Annotated in this window: 15 protein-coding genes; 3 read left to right on the top strand and 12 right to left on the bottom strand. The window is 41.6% G+C overall.

Translation table 11 applies throughout. From position 1 onward, the window contains the following. Positions 1-5 precede the first annotated feature (5 nt). The 7 genes from ACFSKL_RS00775 to ACFSKL_RS00745 form a co-directional block, all read right to left on the bottom strand. Positions 6-1553, bottom strand: coding sequence for an alpha-N-arabinofuranosidase (locus tag ACFSKL_RS00775; RefSeq protein WP_376882450.1), 1548 nt, complete (start codon positions 1551-1553; stop codon positions 6-8). Positions 1554-1596: 43 nt separating this feature from the next. Then, positions 1597-3948, bottom strand: coding sequence for a beta-L-arabinofuranosidase domain-containing protein (locus ACFSKL_RS00770; RefSeq protein ID WP_376882447.1), 2352 nt, complete (start codon positions 3946-3948; stop codon positions 1597-1599). Between the two features lie 7 nt (positions 3949-3955). Beyond that, complete coding sequence (locus ACFSKL_RS00765; protein ID WP_376882445.1) at positions 3956-5464, bottom strand: arabinan endo-1,5-alpha-L-arabinosidase; 1509 nt, start codon at positions 5462-5464, stop codon at positions 3956-3958. Positions 5465-5479: 15 nt separating this feature from the next. Continuing rightward, the gene (locus ACFSKL_RS00760; RefSeq protein WP_376882442.1) at positions 5480-7072 is read right to left on the bottom strand and encodes an alpha-N-arabinofuranosidase; all 1593 of its coding nucleotides are present in this window, start codon (positions 7070-7072) and stop codon (positions 5480-5482) included. 30 nt (positions 7073-7102) lie between these two features. After that, positions 7103-8098: an arabinan endo-1,5-alpha-L-arabinosidase gene (locus ACFSKL_RS00755; RefSeq protein WP_376882439.1), complete on the bottom strand. Its 996-nt coding sequence runs from the start codon at positions 8096-8098 to the stop codon at positions 7103-7105. Positions 8099-8197: 99 nt separating this feature from the next. Then, positions 8198-9760, bottom strand: a complete 1563-nt coding sequence (locus ACFSKL_RS00750) for a RagB/SusD family nutrient uptake outer membrane protein (protein WP_376882437.1) — start codon at positions 9758-9760, stop codon at positions 8198-8200. 25 nt (positions 9761-9785) lie between these two features. Then, positions 9786-12890 (bottom strand): SusC/RagA family TonB-linked outer membrane protein, encoded by a 3105-nt coding sequence (locus ACFSKL_RS00745; protein ID WP_376882434.1) that lies wholly within the window; start codon positions 12888-12890, stop codon positions 9786-9788. Positions 12891-13412: 522 nt separating this feature from the next. On the opposite strand from ACFSKL_RS00745, the gene ACFSKL_RS00740 reads away from it, so the two are divergent. From ACFSKL_RS00740 to araA, 3 genes are all read left to right on the top strand, one after another. Further along, positions 13413-14123 (top strand): NUDIX hydrolase, encoded by a 711-nt coding sequence (locus ACFSKL_RS00740; protein WP_376882432.1) that lies wholly within the window; start codon positions 13413-13415, stop codon positions 14121-14123. Between the two features lie 118 nt (positions 14124-14241). Next, the gene (locus tag ACFSKL_RS00735) at positions 14242-16116 is read left to right on the top strand and encodes a sodium/sugar symporter (RefSeq protein ID WP_376882429.1); all 1875 of its coding nucleotides are present in this window, start codon (positions 14242-14244) and stop codon (positions 16114-16116) included. Positions 16117-16146: 30 nt separating this feature from the next. Then, complete coding sequence (araA, locus tag ACFSKL_RS00730) at positions 16147-17646, top strand: L-arabinose isomerase (protein WP_376882426.1); 1500 nt, start codon at positions 16147-16149, stop codon at positions 17644-17646. A 500-nt stretch (positions 17647-18146) separates the two neighbouring features. Here the strand turns inward: araA and ACFSKL_RS00725 are convergent, their stop codons facing one another. The 5 genes from ACFSKL_RS00725 to ACFSKL_RS00705 form a co-directional block, all read right to left on the bottom strand. Next, complete coding sequence (locus ACFSKL_RS00725; RefSeq protein WP_376882423.1) at positions 18147-18644, bottom strand: VOC family protein; 498 nt, start codon at positions 18642-18644, stop codon at positions 18147-18149. A 419-nt stretch (positions 18645-19063) separates the two neighbouring features. After that, positions 19064-19681: an alpha/beta hydrolase gene (locus tag ACFSKL_RS00720; RefSeq protein ID WP_376882421.1), complete on the bottom strand. Its 618-nt coding sequence runs from the start codon at positions 19679-19681 to the stop codon at positions 19064-19066. Next, positions 19674-20624, bottom strand: coding sequence for a ring-cleaving dioxygenase (locus ACFSKL_RS00715; RefSeq protein WP_376882418.1), 951 nt, complete (start codon positions 20622-20624; stop codon positions 19674-19676). Before ACFSKL_RS00715 ends, ACFSKL_RS00720 begins: the two co-directional genes overlap by 8 nt. Positions 20625-20751: 127 nt before the next feature. Beyond that, positions 20752-21270 carry a YceI family protein gene (locus tag ACFSKL_RS00710; RefSeq protein ID WP_376882416.1) on the bottom strand — a complete coding sequence of 173 codons (519 nt, stop codon included), beginning with the start codon at positions 21268-21270 and terminating at the stop codon, positions 20752-20754. 83 nt (positions 21271-21353) lie between these two features. Next, positions 21354-21803: a MarR family winged helix-turn-helix transcriptional regulator gene (locus ACFSKL_RS00705; protein ID WP_376882414.1), complete on the bottom strand. Its 450-nt coding sequence runs from the start codon at positions 21801-21803 to the stop codon at positions 21354-21356. Between the last annotated feature and the right edge of the window lie 110 nt (positions 21804-21913).

The following is a 21913-nucleotide window of genomic DNA, read 5'->3' as shown; positions in this document are numbered from 1 at the left end:
AATGATTATTTTACCCTTACCATCAAAACTGAATTTGCTGGTACAGAAATTTTCAAATTATCTTTATTCAATTTAAAATCTTTGAAATCAGCTTTCTTGATCACTTCCTTATTTTCGAAGGTATTGTGTGAGTTGATGGCTGGGGCAGTGATATACTCGGCATTGACCGTCTTTGCATCTATCCCTCTAAGGACTACATCCAAGTCGATTTTTTTGTCTGGATTGATATTGGCAATACTGATATTGACTGTTCCATCTTCAGACCTTGAAGTCGATACATTTAAAGATTTCATTTTTTCTTTGCCAAAGCTTACTTCCTCCGACTTCAGATCATGAGATAGCAAAGTCGCATCCTTATGAGGCTTATAAAGGTCAAAAACATGATAAGTTGGTGTCAAAATCATGTCCGTTTCATTTGTCAAAATCACTGCCTGCAATACATTCACCGTTTGTGCAAGATTTGCCATATGGACACGGTCAGCATTTTTGTTGAATACATTCAAGGAAATCGCTGCAACATGTGCGTCACGCATGGTGTTTTGCTGATAAAGGAATCCTGGGTTTGTACCCGGCTCTACTTGAAACCATGTACCCCATTCGTCTATGATCATACCGATTCTTTTGTTCGGATCATATTTGTCCATGATGGTACCATGACGTTTGATCAATTCATCTATAAATTCAGCTTTGCGAAGTGTTTCCAAGTACTCTTCTTTGCTGAACTCTGTTGCTTTCCCTTTGTTTTCCCAAGATCCAGCAATGGTATAGTAGTGCAGTGACAAGCCATCCATCATATTCAACGGGATATTTTTCATCAACACTTCTGTCCAATTGTAATCCCAGTTGTTGGCACCACCAGCAATTTTGTAAAGCCTATTTCCACCATAGTTTCTCGCATAAGTAGCATACCTTCTGTATTCATTGGCATAGTACTCTGGAGTCATATTACCTCCACAACCCCAACTCTCATTTCCAACTCCCCAGTATTTGATTCCCCAAGGCTCATCTTGTCCATTTCTTTTTCTAAGGTCAGCCATTGGACTCACTCCGTCAAAATTGATGTATTCGATCCACTTGGACATTTCCTCTACAGATCCGCTACCTACATTTCCCGTGATATAAGGCTCTGTGCCGATCTTCTTGGCAAAGTTCATAAACTCATGTGTCCCAAACGAGTTGTCCTCTGTCACACCACCCCAATGGGTATTGACCATTTTAGGTCTTTCGGCAGGATCACCAATACCATCAGTCCAGTGGTATTCGTCTGCAAAACATCCCCCAGGCCATCTCAAGTTGGGGATTTCCAAATTGATCAAAGCCTGCATTACATCTTTTCTGTAGCCATCTTCATTGGGAATATCGGAGTCTGGACCTACCCAAATCCCCCCATAAATACTTCTGCCCAAATGCTCTGCAAAGTGTCCGTATATATGTTTATTGATTTTGACATCTCCCTGATCTGTATTCACGATTAGGCGATTCTGGGCAAGGGAAAAGAAAGAAACCAGCATCCCTGCCAGTAGCATCATTCCTTTTAAGCTTTTTGTCTTCATTTAATTTTAATTAAAGGTTTATTATAGATTTAATTTGATTTTATCAGTTATTCTTGAGCAAGCGGACATAGTGGATCCTTTCTGTCTCCAATCCTTCTATACTTTCGAATTTCACTTCTATCTCACCAGTATTGAAAGCCGATATATCATAGTCACGATCCACTATCTTCATGGATTCCTCAGACCCAAAGTGCTCTTTGACCAATAATTCCCCATTGATCAAAATATTGAATGGGTTTCTGTTTTTGTTGGGCAAATAGGAAATCCTTAAAGTCTTGCCTTCTGATTTGGGATTTTTCAAATCATATTGAAACGCAGTAACAGTACTTCTCCAGAAAAGCCCATTTTCTTGCCCTGTTAGGCTACTGATTGCTTTGAAATTATGTTCAGATTCCGGCTGCTGCTCACCTGGAGCTACCTTATCTATAGTCAGGGATTCAAGTTTCAACATCAATTCATCCTTTGATTGAAGCTCTTTTTTGAAGCCTTCGACTTCATCTTCACCCAAGATTGGCCAGTAAACTTGATATCTACTATCATGGATTTTATAGAATGGGATCAGGCTTGTCGACTCTCCATTATGGAAAGTATTTTCAGCCAGATAGAACTTAAAGTCATCACTTTGCTTCGCTGGCAAAACTTGATCTCCTGTTTTTTTCAAAACTGCAGTCTGGAATATAGGATACATCTTTCCCGTAGCAACATGCCCCATCCTGCTATCATCGGCAAACAATCCTTTCAGGTCTTCTTTTCCGGATTCAGCTGCCAAGACTATCGGCCCATGGACAAATGAGGCCCAAGGAGAGCCATCTGCGAGGTACTCAACTTTGGTGGACATTGGCAATGTGACACGCACTCGGTCTTTTGACTTCCACTTTCTATTGATGAGCACATATCCATCTTTTGAAAGGATGACGGGGATTTCTTTCCCGTTCACTTCTACCTTCATAGTACCACCTTTGACCCAGTCTGGATACCTGATTTTCAGGTTGAATTTCTTCTGCCCCTTGTGGTTAAACCTAAGTGTTGTCGTTTCAGAATAAGGAAAACTCGTCTCTTGCCTCAATTTCACACCTTTTTCCTTCCAGGTCAGTTCCGATGCGATAAACAAATTCACATATAGGTCGTCACCTTGCTGGGCATAGATGACTTGTCCATATTTGGCGTGGTTTTCCAAACCAGATCCCACACAGCACCAAAAATTCTCATGTGGCTGTGAATACACCCTGTAATGCTGTGGACGCATGGGTGTGAAATACACAAAGCCACCTTTCTCTGGATGTTGGGAAGAAAGGATATGGTTGAACAATGCCCTTTCGTAGTAATCGATGTATTTCCTGTCCGGACTGCTTTCAAAAAGCTTTTCGGAAAGCCGCATCATGTTGTAGGTATTGCAGGTCTCAGGGCCTTGGTCTGAAGAAAGCATAGAGGAAAAATCATCCGTGGAATGAAAATGCTCCCTAACGCTGTTTCCCCCAATGGACACAGATCTTTGGTTGATGACATTTTCCCAAAAGTACTCAGCAGAATTGTTCCACTTATTTTCATCCGTAAGTTGTGCTATCCTTTGGAAGCCTATCACTTTGGGGATTTGGGTATTGGCATGCATTCCCGTCAATCGATCCTGTTGATTAGCCAAGGGATCCAATATCTGGTTATGGGACATTTTTTTTGCCAATACCAAATACTTCTGGTCTCCAGTGATCTCTGCCAAATCTGCAAAAACCTCATTCATCCCCCCATGCTCACTGATCAGCATTTCCTGGAATTGTTCATCAGTAAGCTCCTTGGTCAAATCATCAAACCAATCCGACAATTCGACCAGCATCGCTTTTGCATCCTCATTTCCTGCTATCAAATACGCATCTCTCAACCCGGCATAGATTTTATGGATATTGTATAGCGGTACCCATCTGTCATTCAGTGAAAACCCTCCTGCCTTGATTTTCCCTTCCCTTATTTCTTCCCAAATTTTCTGCCCGTTTGGAACACCGCCAAGATATCCATTCCCATTTTTATCCTGGGCCAATTTCAGATGTCCAACCATGTAATCCAACCTGCTTTTGATCTCCGAGTCTGCTGTGGAAGCATACATCATGGCAAGAGCAGATAGGTAATGCCCTCCAATATGTCCATCCAACCCTGTATTTTCCCAATTCCCATAATTCTCAGCATGCCATTCGACACCAGCATCCTTCATATATGGAGCCAAAAGCCTATCTACATCCATCTCAAGAATATACTTCTTGTCAACTTCCTGAGCTTGTTTGAATGGGCTATCAAGCAATTTCACCTGATCCAATGGAAAATATTGGACCCGGCTGGATTGGGCGTAGGAAAATGTATTGATACAAAAGATCAATACCACACAGATGGATTTCAAAGTTCTATTCATGGCGAGGTCATTTCTTTTTGGCCCAAATGGCCGTTCCTTCATTATTCAGTCCTGTATATATAATCGTTTCTTTACTTTTCTCCCAATCATACTCATTGTCAACATAAACTTTGTCGATGAATGTCCCATTGCCATAATTGAGTGTCAACCATGGCTTTTCATAGGTCCAAACATTTCCAGCTTCACTTCCAATGGTCCCATCAGCGTTTAATGTCAAATCCGCCGAAACCTGAAGGTCTGGCAAAAACTGCTCATCCGCATAACCCGGAACCACCCTATATCCAAGGATTATCTGTTCCCATGTCCCGACCAAATCCTCCTCTTGGATATCTTTTGTTGGCAGGTTTGCAAAACGCTGTGGAGATGCTACCGGCCATCCATCTTCTGTCCAGTATAGTTTTCTTACATGCTTGATCATATAATGGCTATCTGCTGACGGTCTTCCTTGATGTGCTATATAAAACTGATCTCCTTCCCTGAAAACAGCATTGTGCGCCACTCCTTGCCATCCCTCATGATCCTGAAACTTGTAAGGGGCTACGATCATTGGGACATTATCCTGTTCTCCATTCATATCCAACCCATTGAAATCCAAAAATGGCCCTGTCGGACTCGTTGACCTACCTACACGGATATTGTATTTGGATTCCAACCAATCATATGAAAGGAACATATAATAGAACCCTGTTGCTTCGTTGTAGATAACCTCAGGTGCTTCTATGTTCCCATTGATACTATTTCCCGTAAAGCCCCTTTGGATAATCCTGAACCCTTTGTCATTGTTGGTTTTGGCGAGCCCCGTTGCTGCATCCAGTTCCATTACATACAATCCATCAAAGGCAGAACCATAGTACATCCAATGCTTCCCATCTTTATCTACTACCACAGCAGGATCAATGGCATTTGTCATTGGGATATTGGTATTGGAAGTCACCACCAGCCCCTTCTCTTCCCATGGTCCCTCGATATTGTCTGAGGTCAAAAGCCCAATCGCACTCAATTTGAGTACAGGAGATGCTTGGGAATAATACAATCTAAATTCCTCTCCAATCTTAATGATATAAGGAGCCCATACATTCTCAAATGGCACTCCTCCATTTTGTCGGATATAGTTCACCCCTTGTTGAGGCCTTCCATTGGTTGCCCAGCCCCTAAACTCCCAAGCTACCAGATCTTTTGATCTTCTGACTTGAATACCGACCCTGGTAAGTGCCTGCCCGTAGGCAACATCAGTCCCGAAGCTATAAAAATATTCACCTTCTTTGATTACTGCCGGATCGTGGGAATTGTAAGGTCCCCATTGGCTTACGTTCTGGAACGAAGAAATGTGCCCATAGGAATCCTGGATCTCAGATAAGGGTACAGGGATTCCCTCCACAACAAGATTTTCATTTGTCGGGGGAGGGTTTGTGTCTGTAGGTTCATCCTCAAGATTATCGTCACATGAGAACAGTAATCCAGTGAGGAGAAACAAGCCTAGTACAAAAGTCAATCGGGACTTGAATATCATAGTCATCTAATTTATCTTTTGTTATTGCTTAATCTTCGCTTTGATCATGGTAAATGAATGTGCCGGGAAAGCATAAGTGACTTTCTCCCCTTTACCTTTTATAGACTTCGTTTTTGTATCTACATTGGTTACCCCAAAATCATTCATGGCTTTGATATCTGGCCCATTGACTTCGAATACTTCAAAATCACCTGTAAACGCCCCTTCAATTGCCAAAATATCCGTGGTAATCGCTTTGTCTTTATGCCTGTTTACCACATTGATGATCAACTCGTCTCCAAGAACAGTCGCAGAGACATCCAAATAAGGAACATCTTTCAGATCTGCCTTTTGTTCGCCAAGCCCGAGTGCAAAACTTCCTGTATCGTATTTTTCAGAATCCACAAATACATCCAAAGAAGTCCCATGTGCATGCTTTGCAAAGAGGGACAAAGGATGATAGATCGTCTGTAAAAACAGTCCATCTTCATTTGTGAAAATTGGGGCAATCACATTGACCAATTGGGCCATATTGGCGATTTTCACCACATCGGCATTTCTGATGAAAGCATTTAAGAAGGATGAAATCACCAATGCATCTTCTAGGTTATACCTTTCTTCCAAGGCAATATCACCAGACATGGTCTCACTGGATCTCCATCTGTACCAAATATTGTACTCATCCCAAGCAATATAAATCGGATCCCTTTCACCCCTGTCAGCTCTAGACATAGCTTCATCAATAATTCCAGATACCAGTTTGGTTCTTTCTTCCAATACCAACGGCGAGGCTACAAACGCATAATAATTATCGTCAACGTTGCCCACATACATGTGAAGGGCCAAGTAGTCTACCACGTCTTTCAATTCATCTATAACTGTTTTATTCCATGCCATTGGATTTGAACCTGGATAGAAATTTGAAGACCCAGCCGCAACCAACCTGATCGATGGATCAGTCAATTTCATCAATTTCCCAGCTTCCCTTGCCTTTTTAGCATAATCTTCCGCATTCAAATGGCCCATTTGCCATGGTCCATCCATTTCATTTCCCAACCCCCAATAAGTGATCTTATGGGGCTTTTCGTATCCATGCTTTTTCCTCAATTCTGCATAGTATGGCCCTGATTCCACATTGGTATATTCCACCCAATGCTGGGCTTCCTGAATCGTCCCTGTGCCCAAGTTAACTGCAAAGTAGGGTTCGGTATCCATCAATTTTGCATAATCCATAAATTCATTGGTACCAAACTGGTTGGATTCCAATCTATTCCACGCCAACTCCAGTCTGGTAGGCCTACCTTCCTTAGGTCCAACACCATCAAGCCAATTGTAATTGGAGACAAAATTCCCACCTGGATATCTTGTCAAAGTGACGTTCAACCCCTGAACTGCCTCAAGTACATCCAACCTGAACCCATTTTCATCCGATAAAGGATTTCCCGGATCATAAATCCCCCCATAGACACATCTTCCGAGATGCTCTACAAAGTTTCCGTAAATTTTTTTGTCAACTTCACCGATCTTTCGATCCAAATCTATCTTGATTCTTGCATTTTGCGCAAACACTTCACCAGAAAATCCGATGAGTGTCCCGCAGATGGCAATTGCCGTGGTTATCTTTTTAATTTGCATAATTTAGGGTTTTATTATTTTTTAAGTTGTCTATTCCTCAAGGCTGACGATTGGCCAACCTTCGCTATCCCACTCCATCTCTCTGATCAATAATTTAGACCTTCCGTTGTCATTGGCATCATAGCCATGGAAAATCAGGTAATCTGTCCCATCAAAAGTGTAAGCCGAATTATGTCCTACCCCATGCCAATTTTCATTCCCTTCCAACACCAAAGTACCTCCTCCTTCAAACATGCTTTTTCCGTCACGGTCAAGGTATGGCCCTTTCACGTCTTTTGATCTGCCAACCACCATTTTGTATGTACTATTCACTCCTCTACAGCAATAGTCAAAAGATACAAACAAATAGTAATAGCCATCTTTCTTGAAGATAAAAGGAGCTTCAACAGCACCATCACCTGGATTACGGTCATCCAATTCAAAGCTTCTTTCCCTTCTCGATATTGTGTGCCAATCATCCGGACCGTTCTGGACAGTCTTTAAGTCATCGCCCAACTTCACCAATTTCATCCCATTCCAGAATGATCCATAGTTCAACCAAGGTGTCCCTTCTTCATCAAACACCAGGTTGGGATCGATCGCATTCCATAGATCCCTACCGGGAACAGATTGGATTACAACCCCCTGATCTTCCCAGTTGTAATCTGGAGACTCTGGGTTCAAGGTCTTGTTTTTTGCCAAACCAATGGCAGATGTATTCTTCGCAAATGCAGAAACAGAATAATAGAGATAGTACTCCCCATTGTGCAAGGTAATATCAGGTGCCCAAATGTGGTTTCTGAAATCTGCGGCTACCGATGTAGCCCAAGTTGGTGGATCTGGAAAGACTGCCGCCTCCCTTTTCCAAGCTTTCATGTCGGGGGATGACCAAACCGCTATCCCCGGACCAGTACAAAAAAGATAATAAGTATCTCCCTCTTTGATCATGACTGGATCATGCACCGGAATATCTGATCTACGGGTATCCTGGGCGAAGCTTACCGAGGCATAGATCATGACCAAAAATATAATATTTGCAATTTTCATGTCTCAAAATTTAAGGTAAAAGGGGAAAAGCGTAGAACCGACATTTCCCCTTTTGAATAATTCAACAACTAACTCCTTGCAACAAATCCCGCAAAAATCTTAGTTGGCATCGTTTGGTGAAAGATTAGGATTCACATCCAATTCCGTCTGTGGTATAGGCAAGTATTCCTTTCCCGGTGACCACCTTGTGAACTCCACATCATTGGATCTAAGAAGTGCCAATTTCCCACTGTCGTACAACCAACCCCATCTGATAATATCATGGATCCTTATACTTTCTATTGCCAATTCCAGGAATCTCTCATGAGCAATCTGATCTCTCATAGCTGCCTGGGACAAGCCCGGCTTTACATCATTGAGGTCTGGCAATTTAGCCCTGTCCCTTACTATCTGAATGATTGGATAGGCATCAGCAGTTCTTCCCAGTTCGTTCAATGCCTCTGCATACATCAACAGGACATCTGCATATCTCAACACACGGTAATTGATCCCAGATCTCTCAACACCACCTTGGCTTTCCGTCGCAACCCCCAGTCCATCATGGGTGTATTTTCTAGGATAAATCGCATTGGGTGCATGTGGCCAAGGCACAGCATTATAAACAGTGGTAGAATTTTCCTCAGGCTCATAAGATGCAATGGTTGACAAAAGCCTTGGATCTTTTCTTCCATCCACAGTCCTTTCCTCATTGAATGCATCATACAATGCCCTGGACGGTACGAAGTCATTGTACCCAAAGCCAGGCTGGGCATAAGTATGCCCTACAGAAGACACCTGCATCCAGTTTGCATTTGGCTCTCCTCCATAGTTATAAGTATTACCTCCAACTTGGTCTGGGGTGGCAAATTGTACTTCAAATAATGATTCTACATTGTTTTCGTTTACAAAACTGAAGTTATCCCTAAAGTTTGGAACCAGATCATAAATCCCCAACCCAATTACTTCCTCAAACTCAGCTGCTGCTTCTTGCCATCTTTGTCTGTAAAGTAGCGCTTTGCCTTTCATTCCAGTAGCTGCGCCCATAGTAGCCCTTCCAGACTGACCGGCATCAGGGCCGCTTACAGTATTGTAAGAAACTGGAAGATTCTCCTTTGCTGTTTGGAAATCCGAGATAATCGAAGCCCAAAGATCTTCCTCCGATGCAGTTGCGGGATAAAACTCTTCACTTTCTACCGGCACAGTAAGAATCAGAGGTACACGTTGAAAATTTGTCGCAAGGTTAAAGTATGCCAAGCCTCTTAGAAAATATGCTTGTCCCAAAATTCTGCTCCTCAATGCTTCATCCATCTCAATCTGTGGGACATTCTCGATTACCTGGTTTGCCCTAAAGACAATTTGGTAATGCGCATGCCATACCCACTGAACTGGCCCAGTAGATGGCAATGCCGTGAAATTGGCAACTTGCGCCAAATCCAACCAAGGTGTGTCTTGGTGGAAATCATCTCCCCTGCCATCTGTCAATGCAGGGATCATCCTCATATACGTACCATCGATTATCAGTCCCGTATAGACGGCATTGATTCCCTCAAGCGCATGGCTTTCTGTTTGCCAAAAATCCCCAGGTACCTGGTTATTTGGATTTGTCAACTCCAATTGATCTACACAGCTGACAGCAGCCAGCATGAAGATTAAATTTATGAATATTATATGTATCTTTTTCATTTTGATTGTATCTAAGTATGGACTATCAGAAAGAAAGTTGAACTCCCATCATATAGGTTCTTGGCAAAGGATAAGAGCCGTTGTCGAACCCTGGGTTGAAAACCCCAGAGGTGAAATCAGGATTATATCCTTTGTAATTCTGAAAAGTGTGAAGGTTCTGCAAGGTTACATAAACCCTGGCTGTCTGAACACCCTTGATAGAATTCTCTGGTATAGTGTATCCCAAAGAAACCGTATTCAAACGCAAGTGTCTACCAGTTTGTAACCATCCTGGCCTGTTTGAATCCCTACCATTGTTGTTTGGATCAAACTCCACAACTCTTGGGATATCAGTATTCGTGTTTTCCGGAGTCCAACGATCCAATATATCCTCATGCCAGTTGATAAAATCTGAAGTATGCATCAAAGTCCTGTATAGTCGGCTATTGATCATATAACCACTTGATCCGGAAGCAAATGTCGTGAAGTCAAAACGCTTGTAACGAGCAGTGAAATTGATACCATAAGTCAAAGAAGGAATAGAACTTCCCAAAGTAACCCTATCAGCGTCATTGATCACACCATCGCCATTCACATCCCTGAACCTTACATCACCTGGGGAAGTACTTGCATTTTGGAAAGCATGGTTTTGGATTTCTTCATCAGACTGGAAAATACCATCGTAAATCCAACCAAAATGCTCACCAACTTCGCCTCCGATTCTGGTGATGGTACCCACACCATAAATAGGTTCGTCCGAACCTCCCAAAGCCAACACTTCATTGGAAAGCGTTCCTAAATTGGCATTGATGTCGAAAGTAAAATCTCCATCATATTTGTGGTATCCCAATTCAAAGTCAAAGCCCTTGTTTCGCAAGGAACCTGCATTGACCACAGGCGCTGTATTGATAGACCCCGTGGAAGCAGGGATGGGCACACCCACCAACAAGTCCGTTGTAGTCTTGGTGTAATAATCTGCAGCAAAACTTATCTTGCCTTTCAGGAATGTTCCATCCAAACCTATATTTGCAGACGAGGCAGTTTCCCACTGAATATCCGGATCAACCAATGCTGTCTGAATACCACCGATCACAACATCATTTCCTCCAAAATGATAAGGTATATTTCTGTTTACATAATTCTGGTACAGATAATCCCCGATTTCCTGATTACCCAATTGCCCATAACTACCACGGATTTTAAGATCAGAAACGGCATCTTGTGACACTTTGAAGAATTCTTCTTGAGAAATCCTCCAGCCCAAAGCAAGCGATGGGAAAACCCCATAACGGGAAGCTGGGGCAAAACGGGAAGACCCATCACGTCTAATTGTGGCAGTCATCAAATATTTGCCATCATAGTTGTAATTGATTCTACCCAAGTAAGAGTCCAGTGCACTGTGGAATTCTGATCCACTTGCTGTTTGGTTGGTTCCATTGGATAGGACTGGGTAATATGGTCTTGGCAAACCTTCTGTATACCCGTTTCTATTGATAACACTATTGGATTGAAATGTATGCCCAACCAATACATCCAGATTGTGCTTACCGAAAGACTTGTTGTAATTCAAGGTATTTTCAACCAATCCTACCGTAAATATCCTGGATCCGTCATTTAATCTGGCAATGGCATTGTTGAAGAAATAACCCATATTGAATTCAGGAACCAAGGAAAAATCCCTTGTCATAGTTTTATCCCAACCCAAATTGATTTTATATTTCAATGTATGGCCATCCTTATCGAGTAGCTTCAGTTCTCCAAAAATATTGGCAAAAATACGGTCAACATCAACCCAGTTTTCAAACATGCTGTTGATGCCGGGTACATTGAGTGCGATTACACTGTGGATGTCTGCATTCGTCCCAGCATACCCCCCTACATTGTTCGGATCATACAAATTCATGGTGGGAGGAGTCATCAGAAGATCATTCATCAAAGGAGGCCTACCACCTGTGAGCACTTGGTCATTAAAAGTCAAGGTATTCTCCCTTGAATGCGCATAATAAATAGACGAACCCATTTTGAAGATGCCTTTCTCGGCTGTGGTATTCAATCTTGCAGAATACCTGTCATAAGAAGGTCCATTCCCTACCAATATCCCATCATTTCCAAAGAAATCAAGTGACAGGTTATAAGTAGTGTGTTCACCACCACCGGAAAATCCTAGGTTATGGTTTTGGCGCATACCTCTTTTTAGGCCTATATTCTGCCAATCATTATCGACATCACCTATAAAAACCGCTGAATTTGGATCATTGCCAGGTATCAATGGACGCCCTGCATTCAATCGAACCTCGTTGGCCATCATCTGATAGTTCTCCCTGCCCAAGACAGGCATACTCTGCCAAACTTGGTCTATTCCATAGTAGCCATTATATTCAACCTTTAGTTCTGAGTTTTTCTTGCCTTGCTTGGTAGTGATGATGACCACCCCATTGGCTGCCCTAGAACCATAAATCGCGGTTGCAGAAGCATCCTTCAGCACCTGCATGGACTCAATGTCATTAGGATTAAAATCCCTTACAGATGTACCTACAGGCACACCATCTACCACATACAAAGGTTGGCTATTTCCAAAAGTCCCTACACCACGAATCCGTACATTGGGCGTAGCGCCTGGCTGGCCATCGGCGGTCACTTGAACACCTGAAACCCTGCCCTGAAGCATCTGCGTGACATCACTTGTGGCAAATTTCTTCAATTCATCAGAATCAACCACTGCCACTGAGCCAGTAATATCAGCTTTCTTTTGGGTACCATAACCTACCACGATGACTTCATCAAGGTCGCTGAGATCTTCAACTAAGGTGATATTGACCAGTGATTTGTTGCCAACCACAACTTCTTGGCTGATAAATCCCACAAAAGAAAACACCAATACGGCATTTTCATCAGCTACATTAATAGTGAAGGAACCATCCAAGTCTGTGGCAACGCCATTTGATGTTCCTTTGACCAATACTGACACGCCTGGAATCGGCTGCTGGTCAGTCCCTGAGACGACGACACCCCTTACTGTGATGTCTTCTGCATTCAATTCAGATTTTGAATTGATTCTTTCTGTAGCATTTGCTAAACTGTTATTAAATGTAAAATTTACACCTAATAAAAACAACAAAGCTATCTTACTTAGTAACCGCTTTAGGTTCATAAAATTTAGGGTTTATTATATATCAATTAATTTTAATTCGGTCTCAATCGGGCAACATTGATCAAAAAATTAAGCTATTAAACTGAACTTTTGATACTTGGGGAGAAATGCCGGCGGTCAACATTTCCATTTGCGAACGAATATTAGAGAATTAATTTTAAAGTCCCAAATATTAATTGTCTTTTTTACACTATTAAAATCAAAAGCGCATTTTAGACAAACACATCACCCCCATGAGTGACCAAATAAAACTGAATCTGTATTTTAGCTATACCAGAACAAACTTTTGTACAGTAAAAAACTACGCAACAATCAACAGATAATTGATCAGTTAATGTGTTTCACAAAAAAACTGTTAATTTCAGAAATCAAATCGAGATTTAATGAATAATTTGATAGTCAAAATCTATCGAATTCGAAGTATAAATACAGGATCATTAAGTGTCGAACTTGGATTTATAGAAAATATGAGTAAATTTCAAGGTAATTCTAAACATTAAACCACAGAAAAATATTTTTAGCATGAAATATTCAAACCAAACCAGATTACTTGTAGCTGTAGATTGTATCATATTTGGTTTTGATGGGACCGATTACAAGCTCTTGCTAATCCAGAGGGGCTTTGCCCCCGAGCGTGAAAAATGGAGCTTAATGGGTGGGTTTGTACAGCCTGAAGAATCCCTGGATGAGGCCGCAGAAAGAATATTGAAACAGCTGACAGGACTACATGAAGTCTACATGGAAGAAATGCAGGCTTTTAGCCAACCAGACAGAGACCCAATCGAGAGGGTCATTGCTGTGGCCTACGTAGCTTTGATCGATATAGAGAAATATCAAACCCAAATCAATGATGATTTCCACGCAAGGTGGTATTCCATCAAGGAATTGCCAAACCTTATTTTTGACCACAAAAAAATGGTGGAGATTGCCCTCACCAAACTCAGGTACAAAGCTGCGTTTCACCCAATATTATTTGAGTTACTTCCTGAGAAATTCACCCTGCCCCAGCTTCAAGCGATGTACGAGGGCTTATATGACACCAAAATCGACAAACGGAACTTTACCCGTAAGGTCCTTTCCACAAAACTTTTGAAGAAAGAAAATGAAAAGGATAAATCAAGTTCCAAAAAGGGAGCGTTCTACTATTCACTAGACGAAGACCACTATAAGGAAAACTTCACCAACATCCATAACTTCATCCCTAGAAATGAAATACCTGCCGGAGTGGAATAATTTTTTCACTCCATATTTTTTTTATCCAAATTTTAGGTGTAAATATGACACTTAATTGCTCAAAGGGGCAATTTCAGGTGTAAAGTTAACATTTAAACCCTCTAAACACAGACTCTATATGGAAGCTGGATTCTCTACTTTAGATTACATTGTTTTTTCAGTTTATGCGGTCGTCATTGTTGCCGTAGGACTATGGGTCTCAAGATCCAAAACTGGAGTCCAAAAAACTGCCCAGGAGTATTTCCTTGCAGATAAATCATTGACTTGGTGGGCAGTAGGCGCATCGTTGATAGCTGCAAACATTTCTGCTGAACACTTCATCGGCACCTCCGGATCCGGCTTTGCCATTGGCCTTGGGATTGCCGCCTATGAGTGGATCGCAGCGATCACATTGATCATTGTGGCCAAGTATTTCTTGCCAGTATTCCTGAAGAATGGCATTTATACCATGCCACAGTTCCTTCAGTCACGATTTGATAAGCGTGTCAGTACTGCATTTGCAGTTTTTTGGCTTTTGGTATATGTCTTTGTCAACTTGACCTCTGTCAGTTACCTGGGGGCTTTGGCATTGGAGAAAATCATGGGGGTCCCATTGCAGTATGGCATTATAGGACTGTTGATATTTTCGGGAATCTACTCCATCTACGGTGGACTTGAAGCGGTAGCATGGACGGATGTGGTACAGGTAATCGTACTGATTGCAGGCGGATTAGTGACTACCTTCCTTGCCCTTGATGCAGTAGGTGATGGTGCTGGCATATTTGCCGGGATGGCCAATCTTTATGAAGGTGCAAGAGAACATTTTGTGATGGTCGTACCTAAAGGAGAAATCTTGATCCCTGATGGTGTTGGAGGATTGAAAGATGCCTTTCAGGATTTGCCGGGAGTAGCTGTAGTCCTTGGAGGAATGTGGCTGACCAATATTGGCTATTGGGGCTTCAACCAGTACATCATCCAAAAAGGCCTTGCCGCTAAAAGTATTGAAGATGCCAAAAGAGGGCTTATTTTTGCAGGATATTTAAAAATCCTTATCCCCCTGTTGGTTGTCATCCCCGGTATTGCAGCTTGGGTATTGATCAACAAATCTACCCCGGAAGAATTGTCGATTATGTTGAATGTACCAATCGAGCAAATCGGTACAATCGATAAGTCAGACGAAGCTTACCCATGGCTTTTGAAAAACTTTGTTCCTGCCGGTATCAGAGGCCTTGCTTTTGCAGCATTGGCGGCAGCAATTGTCTCATCCCTTGCGTCGATGATCAACAGTACCTCGACGATTTTCACCATGGACATTTATAAAGTCTATTTCAAACCAGAAGCCAACAACAACCAATTGGTAAGATCTGGAAGGCTTGTAGCAATTATTGCACTTCTGATAGCAATGTTGGTTGCGCCACAATTGGCTTCATTGGATCAGGTATTCCAGTATATCCAAGAATATACGGGCTATATCTATCCGGGTGTGGTAGCGGTATTCTGCATGGGATTATTCTGGAGACAAATCACAGGAAATGCAGCACTTTGGACGGCAATAGCTACTATTCCGGCAGGGATTGCTTTCAAGGTATTATACCCTGACATGCCTTTCTTGCTAAGAATGGGATATGTGTTTATCATCCTTTTGGCAATCGCATCGATAATCAGTTTTGCCGAAAAGAAAACACACCAAAATCCTGCATACAAAGAAAACGGTGCTGGAATCAAATCATTGAAAGCATCTTATTTCTTCCTTGTTTTGGGAGTAGTATTTGCCATTTTGGGCATAGTCTTTTTCAATGATTTCGAACACATTGGATTTGAATCCATATTTATGATGGCCTCCCTGTTTGTCATGTTGGGAGTAATCTTATACACCAATGTCAAGATGAAAACAGCAGACCCGAAATCATTGACTGTAGACCCTGTTCTGTTCAATACCGCTACTCCTTTCAACCTAGGTGCAGCAGGCATTGTATTGATCGTTGTCCTGCTTTACTATTTCTTCTGGATGTAATATTAATCAAACCTTAAATCATACAAACTCATGAGTAATCTCAAACAAAACGAAGTTTGGTTTCTTACAGGAAGCCAACACTTATATGGAGAAGAGACTCTTCGCCAAGTGGCGGAGCATTCTCAAATTATCGCAAAAGAACTCAATGATTCCGAAAATATAAGTGTCAGTGTAGTTTTCAAACCAACTGTAAAAACGTCTGAAGAGATCTATGCAGTCTGCCAGGAAGCAAACCAAAACACAAATTGTATTGGTGTAATCGCCTGGATGCATACTTTCTCCCCTGCCAAAATGTGGATTGGTGGATTGAAAATCCTCCAAAAACCTATGCTTCACCTCCACACCCAATTCAACAGGGATATCCCTTGGGAGACGATTGACATGGATTTCATGAACCTCAACCAAAGTGCCCATGGGGACAGGGAGTTTGGGTTTATCGTTTCCAGGATGAAAATCGAACGCAAGGTTGTGGTTGGCCACTGGCAGGACCCAAGCGTAAAATCACAAATCGATACTTGGGCTAGGGCTGCTTCAGGCTGGCATGACTGGCAAGGAGCTAAATTTGCGAGATTTGGCGACAACATGCGAAATGTAGCCGTTACGGAGGGTGACAAAGTAGAGGCCGAATTGAAATTTGGTTTCGCCGTAAACACTTTCGCCGTAGGTGATTTGGTACAATTGATCAATGCTGCCACAGAATCTGAGGTCAAAGCACTTGTGGAAGAATATGAAGCTACTTATACCATTGCAGACAATCTAAAGGCAAATGGTGCAAAAAGAGCTTCCCTTATCGACGCTGCACAGATAGAAATCGGCATGCGTAAATTCTTAACAGAAGGAGGGTTCAAAGGTTTCACAAATACATTTGAAGACCTTCATGGAATGAAACAATTGCCAGGAATAGCCACGCAAAGATTAATGGCAGATGGATTCGGTTATGCAGGTGAAGGAGATTGGAAAACTGCAGCTTTGGTAAGAGCCATGAAAGTAATGGGAACTGGATTGGAAGGAGGAAATGCTTTTATGGAAGATTATACCTACCATTTTGACCCAAGCAACAGCATGGTACTGGGAGCACATATGCTCGAAGTAGACCCTGTTTTGGCAAATGGAAAGCCTACCTGTGAAGTCCATCCTCTTGGTATAGGTGGCAAAGAAGACCCTGTACGATTGGTATTCAACGGCAAGGCTGGTGCATCACTAAATGCTTCATTGGTAGATATGGGCAATAGATTCAGATTGGTAGTCAATGAAGTAGAGGCTGTAGATGTACCACAAGCGCTCCCAAAACTTCCTGTAGCAAGGGTTATGTGGAAACCACTTCCGGATATGAATACAGGATGTGCCGGCTGGATTTATGCCGGTGGCGCACACCATACTTGCTTTAGCCAAAGCTTGACAACAGAACACTTGACTGACTTTGCGAAAATCGCCGGACTGGAAAACATCATCATCGACAAAGACACAAACCTTAGACAGCTCCAAAATGAAGTAAAATGGAGTGATGCGTTCTATCGTTTTGGATTATAAACCCAAAATATGCATTAGATTTTCTATTACGAGCTCAACACACTTCATAATCAAACGCTTCGCTGCATTTAGCTCACTCACCATAGAGGCAACTATGCTTCATTCGCTAAATACTTGATTATTTTGTGTTTTGAACTCTCATAACGAAAACCAATGCATAGTCCGGGTTAAATTGATTTGCCTTAATTATTGTAAAAGGAGTTCTGTTTTGCAGGGCTCCTTTTTTTATTTTTTATTGAAAGCCTTCTTGTCGTCCCAATGTCATGTGTCCAACCATGGCTTGCGTCCCCGCAAGACTTGATTTTCGGTCACCATGGCATGTGTCCTCACAAACCATAATTTTAACTATATAACATCATCCTGATTTTACTGTTGAAAGGTCTGTGAGGACACAAACCTTGGGATACTAAACAAACCTCGGGAGAAAGGTCTGTGAGGACACAGACCTTGGGAGATTACACTGACCTTGGATTTGGATAATTGATCTTGAAATGGCAAATTTATCTATGTTGATCAATTAGAATCACATTACCATCAGGATCCGTCAACATGATGCTTCCGGGCCCTTTGGTATTTTGATCCACCTCAGCTGACAATGGAATATTATGCTTCTTTAAGTGGTTTTGTATTTGTCTTACATCATCAAATTGATTGATTTCTTGAGCATTTTCATCCCATCCTGGATTGAATGTCAAAATATTATCTTCAAACATTCCCTGAAACAGGCCGATCAGGGAATTTTCGTTTTTCATGATCAAATAATTTTTGTCAAACTCTCCTGCAAATACAGTAAAGCCTAGCGTCTCATAGAACTCTTTGGATGTCTTGAGGTCTTTCACGCTCAAACTGACGGAAAAAGCACCTAATTTCATTTTTTCTGGGTTAGGATTAATTTCTGCTATTCTTGGTTTATTTTCTTCAAATACGAAATAATTGGAAATATATCCAAGCGCAAAAGCTACCGCTAGGCCTAATATTAATAACAAATACTTCTTCATAGGAATGATGATTTAAAAGGAAAATATCTTGAAAACTCATGAGGCTAAGATTAGCGGAGCTTTTTCCAAAGTAATTTACAAGATTCTTTTCAAAAACCTCATCGTTTCAAACCTGAAAAATCAAACACTTCTATATTGATTTCATCCTCCTTTGAATCAGGATCATCGGGATGATTCAAAAACAAATCCAATCCACTCTCAAGATGATTTTGACAAGAGGGTAAACGAATAGTTCGTTTTGGTCCGCAAAGGGAAAATCCGGTCTGTCCGATTACACGAATGTTCTGTGAGGACACAGAACATGGAGCGGAACAGACACAGACTATGGAAAAGCAAAAGGTCTGTGTCCCCACAGATCTTGGGGCACAAAAAAAGCCGGTGATCCACCAGCTGTTTTTCATAATTATAAGAAACAAATATTAATTCTTAGATAGAATGTTGGCATTCACCCAATCAATCTCCTCCTGACGGATGGTATGGTTGGTGTCTTGAAAGATCAATGTCTTGGCGGCAGCCCCCATCTTTTCCAACACTACGGCCGATTCTTCTATCCTTGACAATGGAACATGCATGTCTTTGTGGCTAGACCCTACGAAAATCGGAGTTCCCGAGAACACCCCAATGTATTTTGAAGTATTGATATTTTCACCTATCAAACCTCCAGTAAATGCAATAATGCCTCCATACTTTTTGGCATTTCTCGCTGCATATTCCAAAGAAAGGCATGCCCCCTGGGAAAATCCAATGAAATAGATTTGTTCAGGCGAAAAGCCTTTTTCCAAAACTTCACTTACAAGACCATCAATGATTTGGATTGCTTGGCTGAGTGAAGGTTCGTTGCTTTGGTCGGGTGCCATAAAACTGTATGGATACCAAGTATTTCCTGGGGCCTGTGGCGCAAGAACGGCAAAATCATCCATATTGAGGTATTTCACCAACCCAATGATACTATCTGCAGATGCACCTCTACCATGGATCATGATTGCTACTTTCTTGGCTTCGCCAAGTGGCTTTCCTGTACTTTTGATATCAGACATATTTTTCGGCATTAAGTTGTACTTTGGCCAATTTCGGTTCGATTTTATCCCTGTGGCTCTCCGCCCAATCTGGCAGTTTGAGCAATTCACCCAAGTGTGCTTCGTCCTCATCTATGGCAAAGCCAGGTTCATCAGTCGCTATCTCAAACAATACCCCACCAGGCTCTCTAAAGTAGACGGATTTGAAATAGTTCCTATCTTTCACCTCCGTCACCTGATAGCCATTTTGCATCAGTATTTTCTGAATTTCCAATTGCGTATCGGTATTCGCAGTCCTGAATGCGATATGATGGATAGTCCCCGCACTTTGCACTCCTTGTCGTCCATTTTGATCCAACACAATATCCACTATATCACCTGGCAATCCTGCAGTACCATAACGGTAGCGACCCTCTTCCTCGGCTATGAATCTATAATCCATAAATTGGGTGAGCAACTTTTCTGTAAGTTCTTTTGCCTTGAGATTGAGGGTCGCTCCGTAAAATCCTTTGATCACATGTTCAGATGGGATAAATCCATTAGTCCAACCTTTTCTGACATCTTTATCATTGGCTACCAACTCTAGCCCCATGCCATCATGGTCTTCGAACCGGATCAGCTTATCCCCAAACCGGGCCAAAACATCTGATGTTGGAACATTGTATTTTGCCAACCTTTCTTTCCAGTAAGCCAAAGAGTCAATTGAAACAGAAAATGCCGTATAGGTCATCTCTCCAGTCCCCTTAGTCCCTTTTCTGGCTCCCTCAAATGGAAAAGTTGTAAAAACTGTTCCAGGTGTACCATGCTCATCTCCAAAATAAAAGTGGTAGACATCTGGTGCATCGAAGTTGATTGTTTTTTTGACAAGCCTCAAACCTAGGATTCCTGTATAGAAATCTACATTTTTTTGAGGATTTCCGGCGATGGCCGTGATATGATGGATACCTGTGATAAGTGCTGCCATGATGATAATTGGTTTTTTTTTGAAAAAAAGAAGCTGAAGGCAATCAAACTTTCAGCCTCTTTCTACATTTGTATGTTTTGTCACTTGTGCTTTGATGACACAATCAACGATTGTCAGTTGGTAGAGACTATTGTTTTACCAATTGTACACTCAAGATGATTCTAACTGCATCAGATACGACTACAGAACCTGCTTCTGTTACCGCATTCCACTTCAAGTTGAAGTCTTTTCTGCTGATTTTGCCTTCGATCTCAAATCCTGCCTTGGTATTTCCGTAAGGATCCCCCGCAACACCACCGAAGTCAACATCAAGCTCTACTGCTTTGGTAACTTCCCTGATAGTCAAATCTCCTTTCAACTTATCCCCTTCTACTACTCCCGAGAATGAAAGCTTTGGATATTCGGCTGCATTGAAAAAGTCATCTGACTTCAAATGCCCGTCTCTGTCAGCTTGGTTGGTATCAATGCTGTCAACATCTGCTGTGAACGACACTTTCGCTCCGTTGAAATCATCTGAAGTTGATTCTGCCGAACCCTCAAATTTTCTAAAATAACCTGTCACAGTAGAGATTACCAAGTGTTTTACTTTAAAAGATACTTCTGAATGCGTTGGGTCAATTGCCCATTTTGTTGCTGTGGTACTCATGATTTTTTTGATTTAGTTTAGTTAAGAATAATTATTACTTTTTTTTACAATTAATGTATATACATAAATAGGGGTAAAAAAATTTACCCTCTCAGCTTATCCAACAAAGCATTGAGCTGAATGGTTTCTTCTTCCGTAAGATTAACAAGCTCTCTGTTGAATCCATAAACAGCAGATTCCAGTCCATTAAGGATTTCGAGTCCTTTTTCCGTAATCATGATATCTACCTGTCTCCTATCAGAAGGACACTCTTCACGAACAACCAAATTCTTTTGCTTCAACTTCTCGACAAGTCGGGAAGCATTGGACATTTTATTCAACATTCTCTCCTGAATGGAAGAAACAGTAATCGGCTTTCCATTTTGCCCTCTCAAGATCCTCAATACATTGTACTGCTCAGGAGACAATCCCAAGGGCTTGAACAAAGAGCTTTGGTTGGAAACTATATAACTGTTGGTATATAGAAGGTTGACAACCGTCTTGTTGTAAGGATCTTTGAATTCCTTCTGTTTGATTGCATCTTCTATCCTCATCTGTATATATTGCTTTTGTATTAAATGTATATACATGCAAATGTAGGCAAAAGTTTCAGATTTGCTATAATATTTGTCAAAATAATTGGGGATCCATTCATCTTTAAAGA

Source organism: Belliella marina, from assembly GCF_042682445.1.
Taxonomy (GTDB): domain Bacteria; phylum Bacteroidota; class Bacteroidia; order Cytophagales; family Cyclobacteriaceae; genus Belliella; species Belliella marina.
This window is presented reverse-complemented; position numbering and strand designations above follow the sequence as displayed.

What these genes read in the sequence shown, in the direction of transcription:
- ACFSKL_RS00715 (WP_376882418.1), bottom strand. Translation starts at nt 20,624, where the DNA reads ATGGCAGCACTTATCACAGGTATCCATCATATCACGGCCATCGCCGGA.
- ACFSKL_RS00760 (WP_376882442.1), bottom strand. Translation starts at nt 7,072, where the DNA reads ATGCAAATTAAAAAGATAACCACGGCAATTGCCATCTGCGGGACACTC.
- ACFSKL_RS00745 (WP_376882434.1), bottom strand. Translation starts at nt 12,890, where the DNA reads ATGAACCTAAAGCGGTTACTAAGTAAGATAGCTTTGTTGTTTTTATTA.
- ACFSKL_RS00765 (WP_376882445.1), bottom strand. Translation starts at nt 5,464, where the DNA reads ATGACTATGATATTCAAGTCCCGATTGACTTTTGTACTAGGCTTGTTT.
- ACFSKL_RS00725 (WP_376882423.1), bottom strand. Translation starts at nt 18,644, where the DNA reads ATGAAGAAGTATTTGTTATTAATATTAGGCCTAGCGGTAGCTTTTGCG.
- ACFSKL_RS00750 (WP_376882437.1), bottom strand. Translation starts at nt 9,760, where the DNA reads ATGAAAAAGATACATATAATATTCATAAATTTAATCTTCATGCTGGCT.
- ACFSKL_RS00740 (WP_376882432.1), top strand. Translation starts at nt 13,413, where the DNA reads ATGAAATATTCAAACCAAACCAGATTACTTGTAGCTGTAGATTGTATC.
- ACFSKL_RS00770 (WP_376882447.1), bottom strand. Translation starts at nt 3,948, where the DNA reads ATGAATAGAACTTTGAAATCCATCTGTGTGGTATTGATCTTTTGTATC.
- ACFSKL_RS00775 (WP_376882450.1), bottom strand. Translation starts at nt 1,553, where the DNA reads ATGAAGACAAAAAGCTTAAAAGGAATGATGCTACTGGCAGGGATGCTG.
- ACFSKL_RS00710 (WP_376882416.1), bottom strand. Translation starts at nt 21,270, where the DNA reads ATGAGTACCACAGCAACAAAATGGGCAATTGACCCAACGCATTCAGAA.
- araA (WP_376882426.1), top strand. Translation starts at nt 16,147, where the DNA reads ATGAGTAATCTCAAACAAAACGAAGTTTGGTTTCTTACAGGAAGCCAA.
- ACFSKL_RS00705 (WP_376882414.1), bottom strand. Translation starts at nt 21,803, where the DNA reads ATGAGGATAGAAGATGCAATCAAACAGAAGGAATTCAAAGATCCTTAC.
- ACFSKL_RS00735 (WP_376882429.1), top strand. Translation starts at nt 14,242, where the DNA reads ATGGAAGCTGGATTCTCTACTTTAGATTACATTGTTTTTTCAGTTTAT.
- ACFSKL_RS00720 (WP_376882421.1), bottom strand. Translation starts at nt 19,681, where the DNA reads ATGTCTGATATCAAAAGTACAGGAAAGCCACTTGGCGAAGCCAAGAAA.
- ACFSKL_RS00755 (WP_376882439.1), bottom strand. Translation starts at nt 8,098, where the DNA reads ATGAAAATTGCAAATATTATATTTTTGGTCATGATCTATGCCTCGGTA.